This is a genomic window from Escherichia sp. MOD1-EC7011 (assembly GCF_002965005.1).
GTDB lineage: Bacteria > Pseudomonadota > Gammaproteobacteria > Enterobacterales > Enterobacteriaceae > Escherichia > Escherichia ruysiae.
In genome coordinates this window covers 132,168-154,934 of sequence record NZ_PTRD01000010.1, presented here as the reverse complement: position 1 = coordinate 154,934, position 22,767 = coordinate 132,168, and the positions used below count along the sequence as shown (strand labels likewise).

Here is a 22,767-nt window from a genome sequence, read left to right as displayed (position 1 = left end):
TAATTCCCACATAAACCATCGGTATAAACGAAACCGAAAAATGAAATGCTGTTTTCATAAAAAATAAAATTGAAGGTTCATTTTATAAACCCGGCATAACGTTCTACGCTTCTGTGCATTTTTAATTTATGCTTTCATAGAATTATGTCTGCATCACAGGAAGAACAAAATGGATAATGCTGTTGATCGCCACGTTTTTTATATTTCTGATGGTACGGCAATAACTGCGGAGGTATTAGGACACGCAGTGATGTCGCAATTTCCTGTTACTATCAGCAGCATTACGCTGCCGTTTGTCGAAAATGAGAGCCGTGCACGGGCGGTGAAAGACCAAATAGACGCGATTTATCAGCAGACAGGTGTGCGCCCGCTGGTCTTCTACTCCATCGTGTTGCCGGAAATTCGCGCCATCATTTTGCAAAGTGAAGGCTTTTGCCAGGATATCGTTCAGGCGCTGGTTGCCCCGCTACAACAAGAGATGAAACTGGACCCAACGCCGATTGCTCACCGTACTCACGGCCTGAATCCCAATAATCTGAATAAATATGATGCACGTATTGCGGCGATTGATTACACCCTCGCCCACGATGACGGTATTTCGTTGCGCAATCTGGATCAGGCACAGGTGATCCTGCTCGGCGTTTCTCGCTGCGGTAAAACTCCCACCAGTCTGTATCTGGCGATGCAGTTTGGTATCCGCGCAGCAAACTACCCCTTTATTGCTGATGACATGGATAATCTGGTGCTGCCCACGTCACTTAAACCGCTACAGCATAAACTGTTCGGGCTGACCATCGACCCAGAGCGTCTGGCGGCTATTCGTGAAGAGCGTCGGGAAAACAGCCGCTATGCCTCGCTTCGTCAGTGCCGGATGGAAGTCGCGGAAGTAGAAGCGTTGTACCGTAAAAATCAGATCCCGTGGATCAACAGTACCAATTATTCGGTAGAAGAGATTGCCACCAAGATCCTCGATATCATGGGTCTTAGCCGCCGAATGTACTAGAGAACTAGTATAAGAGTTCGTTTTTTTGTTATTATGCCGTCAATTGAGCGAAGTGTTGCCTGCCTCGCACTTGAAATCAGCAGGGATTGGTTTATCGTGATGCGCATCACTTCTTGGCATCCCTGCCGTTGAAGCAACAAATTTCTGAGACTTGTAATGAACAGAACTGACGAACTCCGTACTGCGCGTATCGAGAGTCTGGTAACGCCCGCCGAACTCGCGCTACGGTATCCCGTAACGCCTGGCGTCGCCAGCCATGTCACCGATTCCCGCCGTAGAATTGAAAAAATACTGAATGGTGAAGACAAGCGACTGTTGGTCATTATTGGCCCCTGCTCGATCCACGATCTTACCGCTGCAATGGAGTACGCCACCCGTCTGCAGGCACTGCGCAACCAGTACCAGTCACGGCTGGAAATCGTAATGCGCACCTATTTTGAAAAACCACGAACCGTTGTCGGCTGGAAAGGATTAATTTCCGACCCGGATTTAAACGGCAGCTATCGCGTAAATCACGGCCTCGAACTGGCGCGTAAGTTACTGTTACAGGTAAATGAGCTGGGCGTCCCCACCGCGACCGAATTTCTCGATATGGTGACCGGTCAGTTTATTGCCGACTTAATTAGCTGGGGCGCGATTGGCGCACGCACTACCGAAAGCCAGATCCACCGCGAAATGGCGTCCGCGCTCTCATGCCCTGTAGGCTTTAAAAATGGTACTGATGGCAACACGCGTATTGCCGTGGACGCGATTCGCGCGGCGCGCGCCAGCCATATGTTCCTCTCGCCAGATAAGAACGGCCAGATGACCATCTACCAGACCAGTGGCAACCCGTATGGGCACATTATTATGCGTGGTGGCAAAAAACCAAATTATCATGCCGATGATATCGCCGCCGCCTGCGATACGTTGCACGAATTTGATTTACCAGAACATCTGGTGGTGGATTTCAGCCACGGCAACTGTCAGAAGCAGCACCGCCGTCAGTTAGAAGTTTGTGAGGATATTTGCCAGCAAATCCGCAATGGCTCTACGGCGATTGCCGGAATTATGGCGGAAAGTTTCCTGCGTGAAGGTACACAAAAAATTGTTAGCAGTCAGCCACTCACCTACGGTCAGTCAATTACCGATCCATGTTTAGGCTGGGAAGATACTGAACACCTGATCGAAAAACTCGCCTCTGCGGTAGATACCCGCTTCTGAATGCGTGCCCATTCCGTCGGGAATGGGCATTTCTACTCAATATCTTGTCTTATCAATGAATTATTACTTGCCCTGGCGCAAGATTGTATTGATAATAAGAATCATTGTTATATCAATTATTATTAGTTTTTATGAGCTATACGGACAGCAGCAGACTCACGCCTAAAACGGATGCAAATCAGAAGATCTCTTCCCCACAGCCTGTTCGACGGATTGCCAGCCAGACACTGTTAGGTCCGGATGGCAAACTGATCATTGATCATGACGGACAAGAATATCTGCTCCGTAAAACACAGGCTGGCAAGCTGCTGCTGACAAAGTAGCGTTTAACTCGAACAGCTGACTTCCAGTCGTTTGCCCCAGTCCGGTGGGCGGCTGACATAATCATCATCTCTGTCGCTGAAAGGATTTCGCAACGCCTCATGCAGGCGGTGTAATTCCGTCATATCGCCCTGTTCCGCCGCCTCAATGGCTCGTTGTGCCAGCCAGTTGCGCAACACCAGCGCCGGATTGACGCTTTGCATAAGTTGCTGACGTTCGCTGTCGGTGACGTTATCTTGCTGCAAACGCGCCCGATAACGGGCAAACCAGTCATCAAATGCCGCACGATCAATAAACTCATCACGCAGTGGCGATGCCGGACTGCGCTGTTCAACCAGGCTAAGGATGCGGAATGTACGGGTATAGTCGCTGCGCTCACGCGCCATCAGACTGAATAATTCATTCAGCAGCGCGTTATCCTCTTTCTGCTCCGTCATAAAGCCCAGCTTCTGCCGCATACGTTGTCCGTAATGCGTCAACAGAACCTGTTGATAGCTGTCCAGCGCCGTATTGAGCGCATCTACAGAAATAAATGGCGACAATGTCTGTGCCAGACGCTGTAAATTCCACAACGCGACGGCAGGCTGATTATCAAAACTATAACGCCCCTGATGATCCGAGTGGTTACAGATAAAGCCAGGCTCGTAATCATCGAGGAAGCCGAACGGCCCGTAATCGAGGGTCAGGCCAAGAATCGACATGTTGTCAGTGTTCATAACACCATGAGCAAAACCGACTGTCTGCCAGTTAGCCATTAACGACGCGGTACGTGCGACAACATCGGTAAACCAGAGACGGTATTTATCCTCATCATCCTGAAGATGTGACCAGTAATGTCGGATGGCAAAGTCAGCCAACTGGCGAACCTTTTCCGGCTCGCGGCGATAGTAAAAGTGTTCGAAGTGACCAAATCGCAGATGGCTTTGTGCCACGCGCATTAACATCGCGCCTGATTCTACCGTTTCCCGATAAACTGGCGTATCGCTGGTAACAATGCTTAAAGCGCGCGTCGTAGGAATACCCAGATAATGCATCGCCTCACTGGCGAGACTTTCACGAATCGTAGAGCGCAATACCGCCCGTCCATCGCCCATTCGCGAATAAGGCGTCAGCCCCGCCCCTTTCAGATGCCAGTCCATTGTTGTGCCATCGGCGAGTTGTTGCTCACCGAGAAGAATGCCACGCCCGTCACCCAACTGGCCCGCCCAGACGCCAAACTGATGACCGCTGTAGACCTGCGCCAGTGGCGACATGCCAGGTAGTAATGTTTCTCCCCCCCACACGCCGGCGCCACTTTCAAACAGCGACGAGGGAATACCCAGCGTGTTAGCCAGTTCTGCATTATGCCAAATCAACCGGGCGTTATTTAAAGGCGTGGGGGAAAGTGCTGTATAGGTTGCTGGCAATTCATCGCGCCAGCGGGTAATAAAAGACAGGGTCATAGATCCTCCTGTCTGATAGTGTAGACGGTTACCCTCATCTTAAACACCAGCAAACAAAAGGGTTATCGCTGAACCAGCGTTGTTACCTGACTTACGGGAACTGCAGGCCATAAGCATCCTTGTAGGGCATGAAAACCATACGGTGTGATTCGCGCCAACATTCCTGGGGTATCGATACCTGCCGCAATGATATAGCTGCAACAAGGCGAAATTTGCGTATGAATAGCACGAATAAATGGTGCGAAGGATGTATTAGCTATTTGTTGCTGAACAAAGCCTTTATCCAACATAACTCGAGTGAAAAGACCATCAAATATTGCTTTCATGGTGCTGTTACCCGCACCTAAATCCCCCAACACCAATGGACAAATTTGAGATAAGCGCAAGAGATTACAATTATCTTTCCCCTCATTAAGTTGTGGATAATTTTCATTAATCCGCAATTCAACAAAAGGAAATTTTAATAGTTGGTTTGCGTAATTATTAGCACCTAATAATAATTTTGCTACTTGTGGCGTTAAATTAATCCATGCAAAAATTTTGTGTTGAATAAAAAAATGTTGGCATGATTTAAGTAATTCTAACTGCTCTGCAAATAGCTGCCAATGCTGTTCCTCAGAAAGCTGCGCCATAACCCGCGTCGTCGGGATGCGAACCATACCGTCTTCACTGGAGAAATGGGTTATTATTTCAACCCCAACAAGATTTTGCCGGCTATCTCTTATCGGCAGGAAATAGCAATCAGAATGATAAACATTATCCAGTAAAATCTTCATGGTAATCGCCCTTCTCCAGAAATATTTTTACAAATCCGGCTAAAAAGGATGAGGCCATAAAGTATAAAAAAAACAGAAGGGATAACTTTCATTTGTTCCTTGTTAACCACTTTTTCATGGGTCCTTTTTTAGATTATTCTAATTATAAACGAATATTCCATTTACGGAATTTTTGTCTGAAAAATACTACGGTATTCAGAAGTAAAAGGACGGTGATGTATCATCACCGTCCTTTTCGACATACTAGATTCGTCTCGCTTGCCAGAAATTTTTCTGCCAGTAGACATTATCAAGGGAAGAGCGCATCACCCCTTTACTGGTAGAGGCGTGAATAAATTGGTTGTTGGTATCATAAATACCCACATGTAAACCATTTTGCCCAGAGCCGGTTTTGAAGAAAACCAGATCGCCTGGCAGCAACTCGTCTTTATCAATTTGAGTACCGATAGAGGCCTGTTGCTTTGTTTCACGCGGCAACTGCAAATCGAAACGATCGCGCATCGTTACGACCACAAAGCCTGAGCAGTCAACCCCGCGACGACTCATACCACCATAACGATAAGGTGTACCATGCCAGCTTTGTAGTTGATCGTTCAAACCAGCAATCACGGTAATAGAGTCAGAAAGTCTGGCGTTTGGTGGCGGCGCTTTATGGTGGCTACACCCGACCAGAAACAGTGCTGTGATTAAAATAAGGCAGAAACGCATTCCGTACGAATCCTCTGTTTTTTATTCTTGCATTAATTTAGCGTCGAAATTACCCGATTTTCAAGATGCTATTGTTATCAGGCTGTCGAAATCAGCATTCTGTGACCTTCAATGTCCAGACGGCGGAAATTCATCCCATAGGCCTGCGCCAGGTTCGGCGGTGTCAGAACGTCCTCCCTGCGTCCACTGGCCAATAATTTTCCACCTTTTAGCAGCCATGCCCGATGCGCGTGACGCAATGTGTGATTGAGATCGTGACTGCTCATCACAATCGCTAGCCCTTGCTGGCACAGCGCGCTCAGAATTTTGTCTAACGCACTTTGTTGCGCAACGTCAAGGCTGTTCATCGGCTCATCAAGAAGCAGTAATTGGCCTGCGGGATTGGCTTGTGGTGTGATTTGCAGCACTACCGCAGCAAGACGTACACGTTGCCATTCACCGCCGGAAAGTTGATTGGTGCTGCGTCCGAGTTTGTCATCAAGAGCCAGCGCCCCGGCGACATCGTTTAACAGGTCGCTACGCGTTTTATCATGCTGATGCAGGGTCAGGTAATGCCAGACCGGCATAGCAAATGGCGGTGTTTGTTGCTGTGAAAGATAGGCGCGATGCAGCGCGAGTTTTGTTGCGGACCATACTTCCAGTGGTTGCCCCGCGAACTGAATGCTTCCCTTACCGCCGGTCATTCCGGCCATTCGCGCCAGCAAGGTACTCTTACCCGCGCCGTTCGGCCCCACCAGATGCAGGATCTCCCCTGCCCGAACCTCACCCGAAAGCGGCCCCAGGCGGGTTGATTCCGCTACATCCTGCAACTGCATCACAATAGACATTATTTTGCCAACGCCAGTTTAATACTTTCCATCACAATGGGATCTTCCGGCGTCATATCCGGGGAAAAACGCTGGATGACTTTGCCATCTCTGCCTACCAGGAATTTCTCAAAATTCCACAAAATATCATCAGGGTACAGCGGTGCACGACCTTTGCTGACCATGCGCGCATAGAATCCGCTTTCTTCCGGCGCGACTGCGGTCGGCGCTGCGGCAATCAGTTTTTGATACAGCGGATGGCGACCTTCGCCATTGACCTCAATCTTACTGAACATCGGGAACGTCACCCCCCAGGTGGTGGTGCAGTAAGTTTTAATCTCTTCATCGCTGCCCGGTTCTTGCTCCAGAAACTGGTTACACGGGAATCCCAGCACGACAAAACCACGATCGGCCCAGGCTTTCTGAATATTCTCCAGCTGCTCATATTGCGGCGTTAAGCCACACTTTGAGGCGACATTGACAATCAACAGTACATTACCGGCATATTTCTCCAGCGTGGTCACTTCACCGTCGATATCCTTCACTACAGTGGTCAGAATGGAATCTTGCATCGTGTCTCCTGGATGTGGTCAGTAAAAATCTTAGCTTTTAATCATAGACCGTCTTTTTGCGGCTAACGTCCTGCTTTTAACAATAGCCAGATAAACACCGGTGCGCCCAACGTAGCGGTGACTACACCAATTGGCAGCTCGGCGGAAATCAGTGCCAGACGAGCGACAATATCGGCGAGTAGCAATGCCGTAGCGCCTGCCAGAGCACAGCCAGGAAGTAAAACACGGTGATCGGTTAACCCACACAGCCGCAGAATATGTGGGATCACCAGACCAATAAATCCAATAGCACCAGCAAGCGCCACACTGACGCCGACCATCCAGCCGGTCGCTGCTACCAGCACATTGCGCCAGAACCAAAGAGGCAACCCCAGCTGTCGCGCCGAGACCTCGCCAAGAGCTAACATATTCATCGGTCTGGACTGACAGCAAATCCACAACAACACCGGGATCAACGCCACCATCAGCCAGCTTTGCCGCCAGTCAACGCCGCCAAAGCCGCCCATCATCCAGTACATTAACTGACGTAAATCAACCGATGTGGAAAAGTAAATGGCCCACGTCATTAATGCGCTACAGATAATCCCTAATGCAACTCCCGCCAGCAATAATCGGCTGGTCGAAAGATGACGGCGGGCAAAACGCAGGAGAATTAAAGTGATAATGAGTGCACCAGCAATGGCACAAAGCCCCAGCGCCCACTCAGGTAATTGCCCTTGCCCCAGCAATACAGCGGCGATAAGCCCTACACCTGCACCATTAGAGACGCCGAGTAACCCTGGTTCTGCAAGCGGGTTTTCAAATAGCGCCTGCATTACTGCGCCGGATAACGCCAGCGCAGCACCAACCAGCAATACAGCCAGCGTGCGTGGAAGACGTATTTGCCAGACAAAAAGCTCGCCTCGTGGAGTAAACCAGTCAGTTGGCGAGATCCATTGTTCACCAGCACAAAGGCTTAAAAGAAGCGCCAGCAGCATTAATATTGACAGGCTAAATAACCAGCGTACATTTTGTCGCTGTTGTTGGCGGGCAAGTGTCAGCATGGTATCCGTTCTGCTGAAGAGTCATTTCGTTGATTTTACGGTGACTCGCCAGTAGTGAAAAGAAAAAAGGCCGCAGAGCGGCCTTTTTAGTTAGATCAGATTACTCGTCTTTGGGCGAAGCGTTTTCGACACGGCTTTTTAACTTCTGTCCGGGTCTGAAGGTCACCACGCGCCGTGCTGTAATGGGAATATCTTCGCCCGTTTTCGGGTTACGTCCCGGGCGTTGATTCTTATCACGCAGATCGAAGTTACCAAAACCAGAGAGTTTCACCTGTTCGCCGTTCTCCAGAGCGCGACGGATCTCTTCGAAAAACAGTTCAACCAGTTCTTTGGCATCCCGCTTGCTAAGCCCAAGCTTATCAAACAGATATTCTGACATTTCAGCTTTTGTAAGCGCCATAGGTTCAATCCCTCAATGATGCCTGGAATCGCTCTTTTAATGCCTCTACACATTTGGCGACGGTAGCGGCAATCTCCTCTTCTTCAAGTGTACGGCTGGTATCTTGCAGGATCAGGCTAATGGCGAGGCTCTTATACCCCTCCGCAACACCCTTACCACGGTACACGTCAAATAAGTTTACGCCAACTACCTGATTTACGCCAACTTTCTTACATTCGGATAAAATATCCGCAGCAGGAACGTTTTCTGCGACCACAACGGCGATGTCACGACGGTTCGCCGGGAAGCGAGAAATCTCGCGCGCCTGAGGCACCACGCGGTCTGCGAGCTTGTTCCACTCCAGTTCGAACACCAGAGTGCGACCGTTAAGATCCAGTTTACGTTCCAGTTCAGGATGAACAACCCCAACAAAACCAATACGTTCACCTTTCAGATAAATCGCTGCGGATTGTCCCGGATGCAGTGCCGGATTCGCTTCTGCACGGAACTCAACGTCAGCCAGTTTACCGGTCAGGTCGAGTACGGATTCAAGATCGCCTTTCAAATCATAGAAATCAACGGTCTCTTTTGCCAGGTTCCAGTGCTCTTCGTAACGGTTACCGCAAATCACACCAGCTAACATCAGATCCTGACGAATGCCCAACGGTGCCTGAGTATCTGGTACGAAACGCAGACCGCTTTCAAAAATGCGCACGCGGTTTTGCTGACGGTTCTGGTTGTACACCACGGTTGCCAGCAGGCCAGTCCACAGAGACAGACGCATTGCCGACATTTCAACGGAGATCGGGCTTGGCAGCAGTAACGCTTCAACGCCCGGATGGATCATCTGCTGGACTTTCGGATCAACGAAGCTATAGGTGATCACTTCCTGATAGCCTTTGTCGTTGAGCAGCGTTTTCACGCGCTTGAGTGACAAGTCAGCTTCACGGTGAGTGCCCATAATCAGGCTTGCCTGTACCGGTTCATCCGGGATGTTGTTGTAGCCGTAAACACGCGCCACTTCTTCGACCAGATCTTCTTCAATCTCCATGTCGAAACGCCAGCTCGGCGCAACTGCCTGCCACTCGTCCTTACCTTCGGTCACTTCACAGCCGAGACGGCGCAGAATGTCGGCCACCTGCTCATCTGCAATATGATGGCCAATCAGACGATCCAGTTTGCTGCGACGTAAAGTGATGGTCGCACGCTTCGGCAGCGTTGCTTCGTTAGTGATATCGATTACCGGACCAGCTTCACCGCCACAGATGTCAATCAGCAGACGGGTCGCACGTTCCATCGCTTTGTGCTGCAGTGCCGGATCAACACCACGCTCGTAACGATGAGACGCATCGGTATGCAGACCATGACGACGAGCACGACCGGTGATAGACAGCGGGCTGAAGAAAGCACATTCCAGCAGGACGTTTTGCGTTTCTTCATTTACGCCAGAGTGTTCGCCACCGAAGATGCCGCCCATCGCCAGCGCCTTGTTGTGATCGGCAATGACCAGGGTGTCTGCATTCAGCTTCGCTTCAGTACCGTCAAGCAACACCAGCGTTTCACCCTCTTTTGCCATCCGCACCACAATGCCGCCTTCAATACGATCTTTATCGAAAGCGTGCATCGGTTGACCCAGTTCGAGCAGCACATAGTTGGTCACGTCAACTACCGCATCAATGGAACGAATACCGCAGCGACGCAGTTTTTCTTTCATCCACAGCGGGGTTGGCGCTTTAACATTAATACCTTTTACAACGCGGCCAAGATAACGCGGGCAGGCTTCCGGCGCTTCTACTGCAATCGGCAGCGTGTCGTCGATGGTCGCACCAACCGGAACGATTTCCGGTTCAATCAGCGGTAGTTGATTCAGCACAGCCACGTCACGCGCAACACCAATGATGCCTAAGCAGTCGGCACGGTTTGGCGTAACGCTGATTTCGATGGTGTTATCATCAAGTTTCAGGTATTCGCGGATGTCGGTGCCAATTGGCGCATCCGCTGGCAGTTCGATAATGCCGTTGTGATCGTCAGAAATACCCAGCTCAGAGAAGGAGCACAGCATCCCTTCAGACGGTTCGCCACGCAGTTTCGCCGCTTTAATTTTGAAATCGCCCGGCAGAACAGCACCAATGGTCGCTACCGCCACACGCAGCCCCTGACGGCAGTTTGGCGCACCGCAGACGATATCCAGCAGGCGATCGCCGCCGACATTGACTTTGGTCACACGCAGTTTGTCCGCATTCGGATGCTGGGCACACTCAACCACTTCACCAACAACCACGCCGTGGAAGCTACCGGCAACCGGTTCTACACCGTCAACTTCCAGACCCGCCATGGTGATTTGATTCGCCAGCGCGTCGCTATCAATCGCCGGGTTCACCCATTCGCGTAACCACAGTTCACTGAATTTCATAATCTATTCCTGCCTTATTTAAACTGTTTGAGGAAACGCAGATCGTTTTCGAAGAATGAACGCAGGTCGGTGACGCCATAACGCAACATGGTCAGACGCTCCATCCCCATCCCGAAGGCGAAACCAGAGTAAACTTCCGGGTCGATACCAACGTTACGCAGCACGTTCGGATGCACCATCCCACAACCCAGCACTTCCAGCCATTTGCCGTTTTTACCCATGACGTCAACTTCTGCAGACGGTTCGGTGAACGGGAAATAAGAAGGACGGAAACGAATCTGCAAATCTTCTTCAAAGAAGTTACGCAGGAAATCGTGCAGCGTGCCTTTCAGGTTGGTGAAGCTGATATTGGTATCAACAATCAGGCCTTCCATCTGATGGAACATCGGCGTGTGGGTCTGGTCGTAGTCGTTACGATAAACACGTCCAGGCGCGATGATACGAATCGGCGGCTGCTGAGCTTTCATGGTGCGGATCTGTACACCAGAAGTCTGGGTACGCAGCAGACGGGTCGCATCAAACCAGAAAGTGTCGTGGTCAGCGCGCGCCGGGTGGTGACCAGGAATATTCAGAGCATCGAAGTTATGATAATCGTCTTCGATTTCCGGTCCGGTCGCCACGGTAAAGCCAAGCTCACCGAAGAAACTTTCGATACGGTCAATGGTCCGAGTCACCGGATGCAGACCGCCGTTTTCAATACGGCGACCAGGCAGGGAGACATCAATAGTTTCCGCTGCCAGGCGCGCATTCAGCGCCGCGCTTTCCAGTTCGGCTTTACGCGCATTCAACGCCTGCTGCACCTGCTCTTTCGCTTCGTTGATAACCGCACCGGCTGCCGGGCGTTCTTCTGGCGGCAGTTCACGCAGGGTCGTCATCTGAAGGGTTAAGTGCCCTTTTTTACCCAAATATTCGACGCGCACATTGTCTAACGCGGCAACATCTGACGCCTGGCTAATGGCCGCCTTCGCACTGGCAACCAGTTCTGCGAGATGTGACATGGTTTTCCTCATTGTGTCAGTGGTGACACTGGTTCGTTGGACTTAGAGCCTATCCCATCAGGCTATTTTACTTGCCATTTTGTCCTGGGCAGTGCTCGAAAGCCTCACGTACTGAAAAGTACGCTCCGGTTTCTCCGCACTGTCCGTGTCCAGAATGGCGGCGATAATTACGCCTGATGAGACAAGCTTTTTATTCTTCAAAACGCGCATACAAAAAAAGCCTCCACTGGGAGGCTTTCAGGCGCTGTTTTCCGTTTCTCTTCTCACGCGCTAGCCTCCTGGTGTCAGGTGCTAAAGTAAAAAAAGAAGCGGAAAATAGCAGCATTCATTGCTTGCGTTACCTTTTGGTACTCTTCAAAAGACCTTTATTGAAAAGGCTGCGACGATAAAAGTCAATGTTCTGATGGTGTTGAAACGAAAAGAGGGAGACTAGCTCCCTCTTCCAACTGGCTTATGCCAGAGCTGCTTTCGCTTTTTCAACCAGAGCGGTGAACGCTACTTTGTCGAATACAGCGATATCAGCCAGGATCTTACGGTCGATTTCAACAGAGGCTTTTTTCAGGCCATTGATGAATTTGCTGTAAGAAATACCGTTCTGACGTGCTGCTGCGTTGATACGCGCAATCCACAGTTGACGGAACTGACGCTTACGTTGACGACGGTCACGGTAAGCATACTGACCAGCTTTGATAACAGCCTGGAAGGCAACGCGGTATACGCGAGAACGCGCACCGTAGTAACCTTTAGCTTGTTTCAAAATTTTCTTGTGACGTGCGCGTGCAATAACACCACGTTTTACGCGAGCCATATGTGCTCTCCTGTATCTATATTCTAATTAAAAAGTTAAAAACGTTAACGGCTTATGCGTACGGCAGGCACGCGATTACCAGACCCAGATCGCCTTTGGAAACCATGGCTTTCGGACGCAGGTGACGTTTACGTTTGGTCGCTTTTTTGGTCAGAATGTGACGCAGGTTAGCGTGCTTGTGCTTAAAACCACCTTTACCGGTTTTTTTGAAGCGCTTAGCAGCACCGCGTACGGTCTTAATTTTTGGCATTTTAATAACTTCCACTTCGCATTGTTGATAAACAGAAACAAAGGCGAATCACCCTGTGAGCCGAAGCTCACAGGAATGATTACTTGATGGCCTTACTGTTTCTTCTTAGGAGCGAGCACCATGATCATCTGGCGGCCTTCGATCTTCGTTGGGAAGGATTCGACCACTGCCAGTTCTTGCAAATCGTCTTTCACGCGATTAAGCACTTCCATACCGATTTGCTGGTGCGCCATCTCACGACCACGGAAACGCAGTGTGATTTTGGCTTTGTCACCCTCTTCCAGAAAGCGAATCAGGCTGCGGAGTTTTACCTGATAGTCGCCTTCATCTGTACCAGGACGGAATTTGATTTCCTTAACCTGGATAACTTTTTGCTTTTTCTTCTGTTCCTTAGAAGACTTGCTCTTTTCATAGAGGAATTTGCCGTAATCCATGATACGACAAACCGGCGGCTCGGCGTTAGGGCTGATCTCGACTAAGTCTACTCCGGCTTCTTCTGCTTTCTCCAGAGCTTCTCTCAGACTCACAATACCAAGCTGCTCGCCTTCCAGACCTGTTAAGCGAACTTCCTGGGCGCGAATTTCGCCATTGATACGGTTAGGGCGCGCCGTTTGAACTCGTTTTCCGCCTTTAATACCTTATTCCTCCAATTGTTTAAGACTGCGGCTGCGAATCTCTTGTTGCAGCTTCTCGATCACTTCATTTACGTCCATGCTTCCCAGGTCTTTACCACGGCGGGTGCGAACGGCAACTTTGCCAGATTCCACCTCTTTATCACCACAGACCAGCATATATGGGACGCGACGCAAAGTGTGCTCGCGGATTTTAAAGCCAATCTTCTCATTTCTCAAGTCTGCTTTAACACGAATGCCCGCATTTGATAGTTTTTGCGTCAATTCGTTAACGTATTCAGACTGAGAATCGGTAATGTTCATGATAACAACCTGCACTGGCGCAAGCCAGGTCGGGAAGAAACCAGCGAACTCTTCGGTCAGGATACCAATGAAACGTTCCATTGACCCCAGAATTGCGCGGTGAATCATTACCGGAACCTTACGCTCGTTGTCTTCGCCTACATAGGAGGCGCTCAGACGAGACGGCAAGGAGAAGTCCAGCTGTACTGTACCGCACTGCCATGCACGATCGAGGCAGTCATACAGGGTAAATTCAATTTTCGGACCGTAGAAAGCGCCTTCACCCAGTTGATATTCAAACGGGATGTTGTTTTCTTCCAGCGCAACCGCCAGATCCGCCTCAGCACGATCCCACATTTCGTCGCTACCAATACGTTTTTCAGGACGAGTGGAAAGTTTGACCACGATTTTTTCAAAGCCAAAAGTGCTGTACATATCATAGACTAAACGGATACATCCGTTAACTTCATCGCGAATTTGTTCTTCAGTACAGAAGATATGCGCGTCATCCTGGGTAAAACCACGTACACGCATCAGGCCATGCAGAGAACCTGACGGCTCGTTACGATGGCAGCTACCGAACTCGGCCATACGCAGCGGCAGATCGCGATACGACTTCAGCCCCTGGTTGAAAATTTGTACGTGCCCCGGGCAGTTCATCGGCTTAATGCAGTATTCACGGTTCTCTGAAGACGTGGTGAACATCGCATCTTTGTAGTTGTCCCAGTGACCGGTTTTTTCCCACAGGACGCGGTCCATCATGAACGGACCTTTTACTTCCTGATACTGGTACTCTTTCAGTTTAGAACGAACGAACACTTCCAGTTCGCGGAAGATTGTCCAGCCGTCGTTGTGCCAGAAGACCATACCCGGTGCTTCTTCCTGCATATGATACAGGTCAAGCTGCTTACCGATTTTACGGTGATCGCGTTTAGCGGCTTCTTCCAGGCGCTGCAGGTAAGCGTTGAGGGCTTTTTTATCTGCCCACGCAGTACCGTAAATACGCTGCAACATTTTGTTGTTGCTGTCGCCGCGCCAGTAAGCGCCTGCCGTTTTCATCAGTTTGAAATGATGGCAGAAACGCATATTCGGTACGTGCGGACCACGGCACATATCGACATATTCTTCATGGAAATAGAGGCCTGGCTGGTCATCATGGGCAATATTTTCGTCCAGGATGGAGACTTTATAGCTCTCGCCGCGTTTAACAAACGTTTCACGCGCTTCGTGCCAGCTGACTTTCTTCTTAATGACGTCGTAGTTTTTCTCAGCAAGCTCATGCATCCGCTTCTCGAGTGCTTCGACATCTTCCTGGGTTAACGTGCGGTCAAGATCAACGTCGTAATAGAAACCGTTGTCAATAACCGGGCCGATTGCCATTTTGGTATGCGGCCAAAGTTGTTTAATCGCGTGCCCTAACAGGTGCGCGCAGGAGTGACGAATGATCTCCAGACCTTCTTCGTCTTTTGCGGTAATGATCGACAGTTGTGCGTCGTTTTCAATCAGATCGCAAGCATCAACCAGCTCACCATTTACGCGCCCTGCGATACAGGCTTTCGCCAGACCTGGACCAATGTCCAGCGCAACATCCATGGGACTGACAGCGTGGTCGTAATGGCGTTGGCTGCCATCAGGAAGAGTAATAACAGGCATGTTATATCCTTATTTGCAGTGGTGACCCATACGCAAGATCACATACAAAGATTCATATGAAATTTACCAAAAAGGTTTGGGCTGATTCCCGCTTCACTCTGCGAAATATGTCACAACATGCTGATTAGCGATGCCAGACCTACACCCACTTTCTGATAATACCGTCTGGCAGTTTACACGGTATTTGTTATCGGGCAAAGCGGCAATCATCATGATCGAAATGATATAAATCAATACAGGCAACGCCTGCCCATTTTGTTACACTCGGATATTGACCACTCGAAATACGCAGGAAAACACATGCCGACAAAACGTTTTGACAAAAAACACTGGAAGATGGTGGTGGTGCTACTGGCTATTTGTGACGCTATGCTGTTACTGCGTTGGGCGGCAATGATTTGGGGTTGAATGGTAGAACGCTATTAGCTAACGAAAAAGCCAGACCGCTCGTCGCGGCCCGGCAGTAATTACATTTTATATCCCAGCGATAACGTTGTTCGGCGATCGGTATGTTCTGGAGCCGATTCAGGCGGTTCAGAGTTCCATGTAACGTTGTACGCCACCTTCAGACCGAAATGTTCATTAATAGCCACATTTAACGCGCTTTCCGAGTTCAATGTCGTATCTTCTGCGCCAAAGACGGAAACACCCTGGGTAATTTTCGCGTTGTCGGTCAACTGCCACGCGTAAGCCCCGGAAGCATAACCCAGCGGCTGGGTTTTACTGGCATTGTCGGTATATTTGTCGTAACGCACGCCAGGACCGAATTCAAAGCGGAAGCTGTGTACCGGGCCATTCAAAAACTGGCGACCATAACCCGCAGTCAACACATCGCGTTCGCGATAACCGTTATAGCGGTCTGTCAGCCAGCTTGCCTGACCAAATAAATAGTCATAGTCAGTTAAATTAAAACGGCTACGCCCGCCCGCCGCATATTTTTCCGAAGAACGCTCATCGTTAGAAGAAGTATTACTGGCATTCCCCCACAGCGACCAGGCAGTAGAATGCCCATACCAGGTCATAGTGGTATCAGCCGTTAGTGAAGAACTTTTCGTGTTACCTGATTGTGCAAGGTAGCCTGCATTCAGATTACCTTCAAAAGGTTTTTTGGCGCTGGCAGGATCGTCCATGACAGTAAAAACGGAATCATCGGCAGCTGCATTCAGAGACGCAAACATACCCCCCGCCAGCATAACGATGGCAGGAACTGTCTTCAAAAGCTTCATTTATTAAAAGTCCGTACAACAAAAAAAGAGACCATCGCGGTCCCGGAAACTTTCTTAAGGATCAAAGAGTAGCGTCCCTGGAAAGGTGACAAATTATAAAAAGGAGTGAAAAACTTAGCAACGACTTCTTATTTCATTTTTTGAATAAGCACATTATGAAAACAAATATTTATTTATCTTTATCTTATTAATTTCATATAAATATCCAATAAATCATATTGTTAATTTCTTCACTTTCCACTGATTCAGTGCCAGACTGAAATCAGCCTATAGGAGGAAATGATGGTACGTATCTATACGTTGACACTTGCGCCCTCTCTCGATAGCGCAACAATTACCCCGCAAATTTATCCCGAAGGAAAACTGCGTTGTACCGCACCGGTGTTCGAGCCTGGTGGCGGCGGTATTAACGTCGCCCGCGCCATTGCCCACCTTGGTGGGAGCGCCACGGCAATCTTCCCGGCTGGCGGAGCGACTGGCGAACATCTGGTTTCACTGCTGTCTGATGAAAATGTCCCGGTTGCGACTGTCGAAGCAAAAGACTGGACCCGCCAGAATCTGCACGTACATGTGGAGTCTACAGGTGAACAGTACCGATTTGTCATGCCTGGCGCGACATTAAGTGACGATGAATTTCGTCAACTTGAAGAGCAAGTTCTGGAAATTGAATCTGGAGCCATTCTGGTCATAAGCGGAAGCCTGCCCCCAGGTGTGAAGCTGGAAAAATTAACTCAGCTTATTTCAGCTGCGCAAAGACAAGGGATTCGCTGCATCGTCGACAGTTCTGGCGAGGCTTTAAGTGCAGCCCTGGCCATTGGCAATATTGAACTGGTTAAACCTAACCAGAAAGAGCTAAGCGCACTGGTTAACCGCGAACTCACCCAGCCTGATGATGTACGCAAAGCCGCGCAGGAAATCGTTAATAGCGGCAAGGCCAAACGGGTTGTCGTTTCCCTTGGCCCGCAGGGCGCGCTGGGGGTGGACAGCGAAAACTGCATTCAGGTTGTGCCACCACCGGTGAAAAGCCAGAGTACCGTCGGTGCAGGTGACAGCATGGTCGGCGCGATGACGCTGAAGCTGGCAGAAAATGCCTCTCTTGCAGAGATGGTTCGTTTTGGGGTCGCTGCGGGCAGTGCCGCCACGCTCAATCAAGGAACTCGTCTGTGCTCCCATGACGATACGCAAAAAATTTACGCTTACCTTTCCCACTTATAGCGATATTCCCCCAATCATTGGGGGAATCACCATAAACCTGTCGACAACGCGTTTCTCCGACTATGCTAAAAAATCACGTGATAACAAAGAGGTGAATTATGGCTGGTGGCGATCTTGTCCGTTATGTCATTACTGTCATGTTGCATGAAGACACATTAACTGAAATTAATGAGTTAAATAACTTTCTGACACGCGACGGTTTTTTACTGACCATGACGGATGATGACGGAAATATCCATGAGCTGGGAACGAACACCTTTGGGCTTATCAGTACTCAAAGTGAAGATGAAATAAGAGAGCTGGTTGCCGCACTCACCCAAAGCGCCACAGGCAAAGACCCAGAGATCATAATCACCACCTGGGAGGACTGGCATAGCAACAGAAAATAAATGGTTTTTGGGCAATAATCAGTCTGTGGTGTGCGTTAGCTCGTGTTTTTGCACCACATTCCTGCGCTAACCTTATGATCTGGCAGACAACATGGGAGAGACATCATGTGGCAGGCAATCAGTCGTCTTTTGAGCGAGCAGTTAGGTGAAGGCGAAATCGAACTGCGTAATGAACTGCCTGGCGGAGAAGTCCATGCCGCATGGCATTTACGCTACGCAGGACGTGACTTTTTCGTCAAATGTGATGAAAGGGAACTGCTTTCCGGTTTTACCGCCGAAGCCGACCAGCTGGAATTACTGTCGCGCAGTAAAACGGTCAGCGTGCCTAAAGTATGGGCTGTTGGCGCTGACCGCGACTACAGTTTTTTGGTGATGGACTATCTCCCGCCCCGCCCGTTGGATGCACATAACGCATTTATTTTAGGACAGCAAATTGCGCGCCTGCATCAATGGAGTGACCAGCCGCAATTTGGCCTCGATTTCGATAACGCACTTTCCACTACTCCACAACCCAATACCTGGCAACGTCGCTGGTCAACGTTCTTTGCTGAACAACGTATTGGCTGGCAACTGGAACTGGCAGCAGAAAAAGGGATCGCCTTCGGCAATATCGACTCCATCGTCGAGCATATTAAGCAACGCCTGAGCTCTCATCAGCCACAGCCATCACTGTTACACGGCGATTTATGGTCTGGAAACTGCGCTCTGGGCCCGGAGGGGCCGTATATATTCGACCCTGCTTGTTACTGGGGCGACAGAGAGTGCGATCTGGCGATGTTGCCACTGCATACCGAACAGCCGCCACAAATCTATGACGGCTATCAGTCCGTTTCACCGCTACCGGCAGATTTCCTCGAACGTCAACCAATTTACCAACTCTACACGTTGCTTAACCGTGCAAGGTTGTTTGGCGGGCAGCATTTGGTTATTGCCCAGCAGTCACTGGATAGATTGTTAGCAGCGTGATGTGAATTGATGATAATGGCCGCCCCATGCGGCCTTTTGCTTAAATAAATCCAAGCAAAGAAAAGAACACATACCCCGCAGCAATACAAATTACCGGCAGGATATAGAGTGAGAAAATCTGTAAGAAAATAGTATGGTGTGGCACAACAATGCGTGACTCAATCTGTTCACGCGTTAACCCCTCTTCCCCTTTAGCCTTCTCCAGAATGAGTTGATCCTCAACACCTTCGCGCAAAAAGCGCGCCTGGCGGCTCATACGGGCACCAGAGTCTTGCAGCGCAAGCCCCACAAATATCAGTATGAAAATCACCCAAAACATAACGTTCACGCCACCATTAAAATTGGGCGTCGGTGAGTTGTACCAGAACAGATTCAGAAAAGACGTATTCGCCTGCATCATATCGATCATGACATGCGCAAAGTCGAGCATTACAGCATTGATACCTTCCTGGGATTCTTGCCGGACATTCATAAACTTCAGCAAGGAAATTAACGTGGAAACAAGTGTCGGTATAAAAATCACCCAACCCAAAATCCTTTTCAAAACAGCAATGCGTCCAGCTTGTTGATACGTCATGAGTTCTCCTTGATTAAGACGCGTCGTTTCAATTAGTTTACCTGTAGATATCTGTTTTCGCCCATTCTTTAAAGGCGATATGATAGGCACTTAATCATAAGCACTGCTTAATACCTTACACATAATGCTCTAAAGGAGAGGTTGTAATGTCAACCCCGCGTCAGATTCTTGCTGCAATTTTCGATATGGATGGATTACTTATCGACTCAGAACCTTTATGGGATCGAGCCGAACTGGATGTGATGGCAAGCCTGGGGGTAGATATCTCCCGTCGTAACGAGCTACCGGACACCTTAGGTTTACGCATCGATATGGTGGTCGATCTGTGGTATGCCCGGCAACCGTGGAATGGGCCGAGTCGTCAGGAGGTAGTTGAACGGGTTATTGCCCGTGCCATTTCACTGGTTGAAGAGACACGACCATTACTGCCTGGTGTGCGTGAGGCCGTTGCGCTATGCAAAGAACAAGGATTATTGGTAGGTCTGGCCTCCGCGTCACCGTTACATATGCTGGAGAAAGTACTGACCATGTTTGACTTACGTGATAGTTTCGATGCCCTCGCCTCCGCCGAAAAGCTGCCTTACAGCAAGCCGCATCCACAAGTGTATCTCGACTGTGCAGCAAAACTGGGCGTTGATCCTCTCGCCTGCGTGGCGCTGGAAGACTCTGTAAACGGCATGATCGCCTCTAAAGCGGCACGTATGCGTTCTATCGTCGTCCCCGCGCCCGAAGCGCAAAATGATCCCCGTTTTGTGTTGGCGAACGTAAAACTTTCCTCTCTCACCGAATTGACCGCGACCGACCTCCTCGGCTAATAAAATCGGGCAGTGCCATAACTGCCCCTGGCTTTTTATCTGAATTTTTATTCAACTGGCGGATTTATCATCATTTTGTGATAAAGAGTTACACCGTCACCACTTCCGCGCACTGTATAAAAATCCTATACTGTACGTATCGACAGTTTAGTGAGTTTTATCATGACGGCGGAAGGTCACCTTCTCTTTTCTATTGCTTGTGCGGTATTTGCCAAAAATGCCGAGCTGACGCCCGTGCTGGCACTGGGTGACTGGTGGCATATTGTCCCTTCCGCGATCTTAACGTGTCTGTTACCGGACATCGACCACCCAAAATCGTTTCTTGGGCAGCGATTAAGGTGGATATCAAAACCCATTGCCCGCGCATTTGGACACCGTGGATTTACCCACAGTTTGCTGGCTGTATTTGCCCTGCTGGCAACTTTTTATCTCAAGGTGCCGGAAAGCTGGTTTATTCCGGCTGATGCACTGCAAGGTATGGTGCTGGGTTATTTGAGTCATATTCTTGCCGATATGCTGACACCGGCTGGTGTTCCCCTGCTCTGGCCGTGTCGCTGGCGCTTTCGCCTGCCAATTCTGGTGCCACAAAAGGGCAATCAGCTGGAACGTTTTCTCTGCATGGCATTATTTGTCTGGTCGGTGTGGATGCCCCATTCCCTGCCTGAAAACAGCGCGGTTCGTTGGTCATCGCAAATGATCAATACCTTGCAGATCCAGTTTCATCGCCTTATTAAGCACCAGATTGAATACTAAAAAGGCAAAAATCACCTTTCTGGAATAAGCAATTCCATTTGAATATAAGAGCCAGCTCACAGTTCTGTTAATCTTGCGCCAACACTATGACTGTTACACAGTGATAGAAATAATAAGATCAGGAGAACGGGGATGAACTTTCCATTAATTGCGAACATCGTAGTGTTCGTTGTTCTGCTGTTTGTGCTGGCTCAGGCCCGCCACAAACAGTGGAGTCTGGCAAAAAAAGTGCTGGTGGGTCTGGTGATGGGCGTGGTCTTTGGCCTTGCTCTGCATACCATTTATGGTTCTGACAGCCAGGTACTTAAAGATTCTGTACAGTGGTTTAACATTGTCGGTAACGGCTATGTTCAGCTACTGCAAATGATCGTTATGCCGTTAGTATTCGCCTCTATTCTGAGCGCGGTTGCTCGCCTGCATAACGCATCTCAGTTAGGAAAAATCAGTTTTCTGACCATCGGTACGCTGCTGTTTACCACGCTGATTGCGGCGCTGGTCGGTGTGCTGGTGACTAACCTGTTTGGTCTGACTGCTGAAGGTCTGGTTCAGGGTGGCGCTGAGACTGCTCGCCTGAACGCTATTGAAAGCAACTATGTCGGTAAAGTCGCAGATTTAAGTGTTCCGCAACTCATTCTGTCTTTTATCCCGAAAAATCCGTTTGCCGATCTGACCGGTGCGAATCCGACATCAATTATCAGCGTGGTAATTTTTGCGGCATTCCTGGGTGTAGCTGCGCTGAAACTGCTGAAAGATGATGCGCCGAAAGGTGAACGCGTCTTAACAGCTATCGACACACTGCAAAGCTGGGTGATGAAACTGGTTCGCCTGGTCATGCAACTCACCCCTTACGGCGTGCTTGCGCTGATGACCAAAGTGGTTGCCGGTTCCAACCTGCAAGACATCATTAAGCTGGGTAGCTTCGTTGTCGCGTCCTACCTGGGTCTTATCATTATGTTTGCGGTGCATGGCATTCTGCTGGGTATTAATGGCGTCAGCCCGCTGAAATACTTCCGCAAAGTGTGGCCGGTGCTGACATTTGCTTTCACCAGCCGTTCCAGTGCTGCGTCTATTCCACTGAACGTTGAAGCACAAACGCGTCGTCTGGGTGTTCCTGAATCTATCGCCAGTTTTGCCGCCTCTTTCGGGGCGACCATTGGTCAAAACGGCTGTGCCGGGTTGTATCCGGCAATGCTGGCCGTAATGGTAGCGCCAACGGTGGGTATTAACCCGCTGGATCCGATGTGGATTGCAACTTTGGTCGGTATTGTTACCGTCAGTTCTGCCGGTGTTGCAGGTGTTGGTGGTGGTGCGACATTCGCCGCGTTGATTGTTCTGCCAGCAATGGGCTTGCCGGTAACGCTGGTGGCTTTGTTAATCTCCGTTGAACCGCTTATCGATATGGGTCGAACTGCATTGAACGTGAGCGGCTCAATGACCGCAGGTACGCTGACCAGCCAGTGGCTTAAGCAAACCGATAAGTCCATTCTGGACAGCGAAGACGACGCCGAACTGGCACACCGTTAATCCTGGTTTATAA

At 49.6% G+C, this 22,767-nt stretch carries 26 protein-coding genes and 1 other annotated feature; of the genes, 10 read left to right on the top strand and 16 right to left on the bottom strand.

From position 1 onward, the window contains the following. Positions 1–169: 169 nt before the first annotated feature. From ppsR to hemP, 3 genes are all read left to right on the top strand, one after another. Positions 170–1,003 carry a posphoenolpyruvate synthetase regulatory kinase/phosphorylase PpsR gene (gene ppsR, locus A7098_RS04700; RefSeq protein WP_000368057.1) on the top strand — a complete coding sequence of 278 codons (834 nt, stop codon included), beginning with the start codon at positions 170–172 and terminating at the stop codon, positions 1,001–1,003. 156 nt (positions 1,004–1,159) lie between these two features. Continuing rightward, complete coding sequence (gene aroH / locus A7098_RS04695; protein ID WP_085460665.1) at positions 1,160–2,206, top strand: 3-deoxy-7-phosphoheptulonate synthase AroH; 1,047 nt, start codon at positions 1,160–1,162, stop codon at positions 2,204–2,206. 131 nt (positions 2,207–2,337) lie between these two features. Beyond that, positions 2,338–2,529, top strand: coding sequence for a hemin uptake protein HemP (hemP, locus tag A7098_RS04690; RefSeq protein WP_010345977.1), 192 nt, complete (start codon positions 2,338–2,340; stop codon positions 2,527–2,529). Between the two features lie 3 nt (positions 2,530–2,532). Here hemP and selO read toward each other — a convergent pair whose 3' ends face one another. The 14 genes from selO to thrS form a co-directional block, all read right to left on the bottom strand. Next, complete coding sequence (selO, locus tag A7098_RS04685) at positions 2,533–3,969, bottom strand: protein adenylyltransferase SelO (protein ID WP_085460663.1); 1,437 nt, start codon at positions 3,967–3,969, stop codon at positions 2,533–2,535. Between the two features lie 62 nt (positions 3,970–4,031). After that, positions 4,032–4,745, bottom strand: a complete 714-nt coding sequence (locus tag A7098_RS04680; protein ID WP_105280414.1) for an EAL domain-containing protein — start codon at positions 4,743–4,745, stop codon at positions 4,032–4,034. Positions 4,746–4,988: 243 nt separating this feature from the next. Beyond that, complete coding sequence (locus tag A7098_RS04675; RefSeq protein WP_001209788.1) at positions 4,989–5,453, bottom strand: NlpC/P60 family protein; 465 nt, start codon at positions 5,451–5,453, stop codon at positions 4,989–4,991. Positions 5,454–5,530: 77 nt separating this feature from the next. Then, positions 5,531–6,280 carry a vitamin B12 ABC transporter ATP-binding protein BtuD gene (gene btuD, locus A7098_RS04670; protein ID WP_000029447.1) on the bottom strand — a complete coding sequence of 250 codons (750 nt, stop codon included), beginning with the start codon at positions 6,278–6,280 and terminating at the stop codon, positions 5,531–5,533. Continuing rightward, positions 6,280–6,831, bottom strand: coding sequence for a bifunctional thioredoxin/glutathione peroxidase (btuE, locus tag A7098_RS04665; RefSeq protein WP_001154183.1), 552 nt, complete (start codon positions 6,829–6,831; stop codon positions 6,280–6,282). Before btuE ends, btuD begins: the two co-directional genes overlap by 1 nt. A 62-nt stretch (positions 6,832–6,893) precedes the next feature. Continuing rightward, positions 6,894–7,874, bottom strand: coding sequence for a vitamin B12 ABC transporter permease BtuC (gene btuC / locus A7098_RS04660; protein ID WP_000956541.1), 981 nt, complete (start codon positions 7,872–7,874; stop codon positions 6,894–6,896). Between the two features lie 100 nt (positions 7,875–7,974). Further along, positions 7,975–8,274, bottom strand: coding sequence for an integration host factor subunit alpha (ihfA, locus tag A7098_RS04655; RefSeq protein ID WP_001229265.1), 300 nt, complete (start codon positions 8,272–8,274; stop codon positions 7,975–7,977). A gap of 4 nt (positions 8,275–8,278) precedes the next feature. Continuing rightward, positions 8,279–10,666, bottom strand: a complete 2,388-nt coding sequence (pheT, locus tag A7098_RS04650; protein ID WP_105280413.1) for a phenylalanine--tRNA ligase subunit beta — start codon at positions 10,664–10,666, stop codon at positions 8,279–8,281. Positions 10,667–10,680: 14 nt separating this feature from the next. Then, positions 10,681–11,664, bottom strand: a complete 984-nt coding sequence (pheS, locus tag A7098_RS04645; protein WP_000018588.1) for a phenylalanine--tRNA ligase subunit alpha — start codon at positions 11,662–11,664, stop codon at positions 10,681–10,683. A gap of 210 nt (positions 11,665–11,874) precedes the next feature. Next, positions 11,875–11,999, bottom strand: a sequence feature (Phe leader region). Continuing rightward, the gene (gene pheM, locus A7098_RS23840; RefSeq protein WP_001386830.1) at positions 11,949–11,993 is read right to left on the bottom strand and encodes a pheST operon leader peptide PheM; all 45 of its coding nucleotides are present in this window, start codon (positions 11,991–11,993) and stop codon (positions 11,949–11,951) included. Its footprint overlaps the feature before it by 45 nt. Before the next feature lie 116 nt (positions 12,000–12,115). Beyond that, positions 12,116–12,472 carry a 50S ribosomal protein L20 gene (rplT, locus tag A7098_RS04635; protein ID WP_000124850.1) on the bottom strand — a complete coding sequence of 119 codons (357 nt, stop codon included), beginning with the start codon at positions 12,470–12,472 and terminating at the stop codon, positions 12,116–12,118. A gap of 52 nt (positions 12,473–12,524) precedes the next feature. After that, entirely contained in the window at positions 12,525–12,722 is a 198-nt protein-coding gene (rpmI, locus tag A7098_RS04630; protein ID WP_001124225.1) for a 50S ribosomal protein L35, read from the bottom strand. A 92-nt stretch (positions 12,723–12,814) separates the two neighbouring features. After that, positions 12,815–13,357: a translation initiation factor IF-3 gene (infC, locus tag A7098_RS04625; protein WP_001700733.1), complete on the bottom strand. Its 543-nt coding sequence runs from the start codon at positions 13,355–13,357 to the stop codon at positions 12,815–12,817. A 3-nt stretch (positions 13,358–13,360) separates the two neighbouring features. After that, complete coding sequence (thrS, locus tag A7098_RS04620) at positions 13,361–15,289, bottom strand: threonine--tRNA ligase (protein ID WP_001144207.1); 1,929 nt, start codon at positions 15,287–15,289, stop codon at positions 13,361–13,363. Positions 15,290–15,589: 300 nt separating this feature from the next. On the opposite strand from thrS, the gene yniD reads away from it, so the two are divergent. Beyond that, positions 15,590–15,697, top strand: a complete 108-nt coding sequence (gene yniD / locus A7098_RS04615; RefSeq protein ID WP_105280412.1) for a small membrane protein YniD — start codon at positions 15,590–15,592, stop codon at positions 15,695–15,697. A 59-nt stretch (positions 15,698–15,756) separates the two neighbouring features. Here the strand turns inward: yniD and A7098_RS04610 are convergent, their stop codons facing one another. Next, positions 15,757–16,515, bottom strand: coding sequence for a YdiY family protein (locus A7098_RS04610; protein WP_000771389.1), 759 nt, complete (start codon positions 16,513–16,515; stop codon positions 15,757–15,759). A gap of 282 nt (positions 16,516–16,797) precedes the next feature. Between A7098_RS04610 and pfkB the strand changes: the two genes are divergently transcribed. The 3 genes from pfkB to A7098_RS04595 all read left to right on the top strand — a co-directional run bounded on the left by pfkB (position 16,798) and on the right by A7098_RS04595 (position 19,085). Next, positions 16,798–17,730 (top strand): 6-phosphofructokinase II, encoded by a 933-nt coding sequence (gene pfkB / locus A7098_RS04605; protein ID WP_000251748.1) that lies wholly within the window; start codon positions 16,798–16,800, stop codon positions 17,728–17,730. Positions 17,731–17,828: 98 nt separating this feature from the next. Beyond that, complete coding sequence (ghoS, locus tag A7098_RS04600; RefSeq protein WP_000896962.1) at positions 17,829–18,119, top strand: type V toxin-antitoxin system endoribonuclease antitoxin GhoS; 291 nt, start codon at positions 17,829–17,831, stop codon at positions 18,117–18,119. A 105-nt stretch (positions 18,120–18,224) separates the two neighbouring features. Continuing rightward, on the top strand, positions 18,225–19,085 hold the full coding sequence (locus tag A7098_RS04595; protein ID WP_105280411.1) for a fructosamine kinase family protein: 861 nt from the start codon (positions 18,225–18,227) through the stop codon (positions 19,083–19,085). 40 nt (positions 19,086–19,125) lie between these two features. Here the strand turns inward: A7098_RS04595 and A7098_RS04590 are convergent, their stop codons facing one another. Then, positions 19,126–19,662: a YniB family protein gene (locus tag A7098_RS04590; RefSeq protein WP_105280410.1), complete on the bottom strand. Its 537-nt coding sequence runs from the start codon at positions 19,660–19,662 to the stop codon at positions 19,126–19,128. Positions 19,663–19,808: 146 nt separating this feature from the next. Between A7098_RS04590 and hxpB the strand changes: the two genes are divergently transcribed. From hxpB to tcyP, 3 genes are all read left to right on the top strand, one after another. Continuing rightward, entirely contained in the window at positions 19,809–20,477 is a 669-nt protein-coding gene (gene hxpB / locus A7098_RS04585; protein WP_000106829.1) for a hexitol phosphatase HxpB, read from the top strand. A 162-nt stretch (positions 20,478–20,639) separates the two neighbouring features. Further along, positions 20,640–21,230 carry a metal-dependent hydrolase gene (locus tag A7098_RS04580; RefSeq protein ID WP_105280409.1) on the top strand — a complete coding sequence of 197 codons (591 nt, stop codon included), beginning with the start codon at positions 20,640–20,642 and terminating at the stop codon, positions 21,228–21,230. Positions 21,231–21,362: 132 nt separating this feature from the next. Beyond that, positions 21,363–22,754 carry a cystine/sulfocysteine:cation symporter gene (gene tcyP, locus A7098_RS04575; protein WP_001010734.1) on the top strand — a complete coding sequence of 464 codons (1,392 nt, stop codon included), beginning with the start codon at positions 21,363–21,365 and terminating at the stop codon, positions 22,752–22,754. The last annotated feature ends 13 nt before the right edge of the window (positions 22,755–22,767 follow it).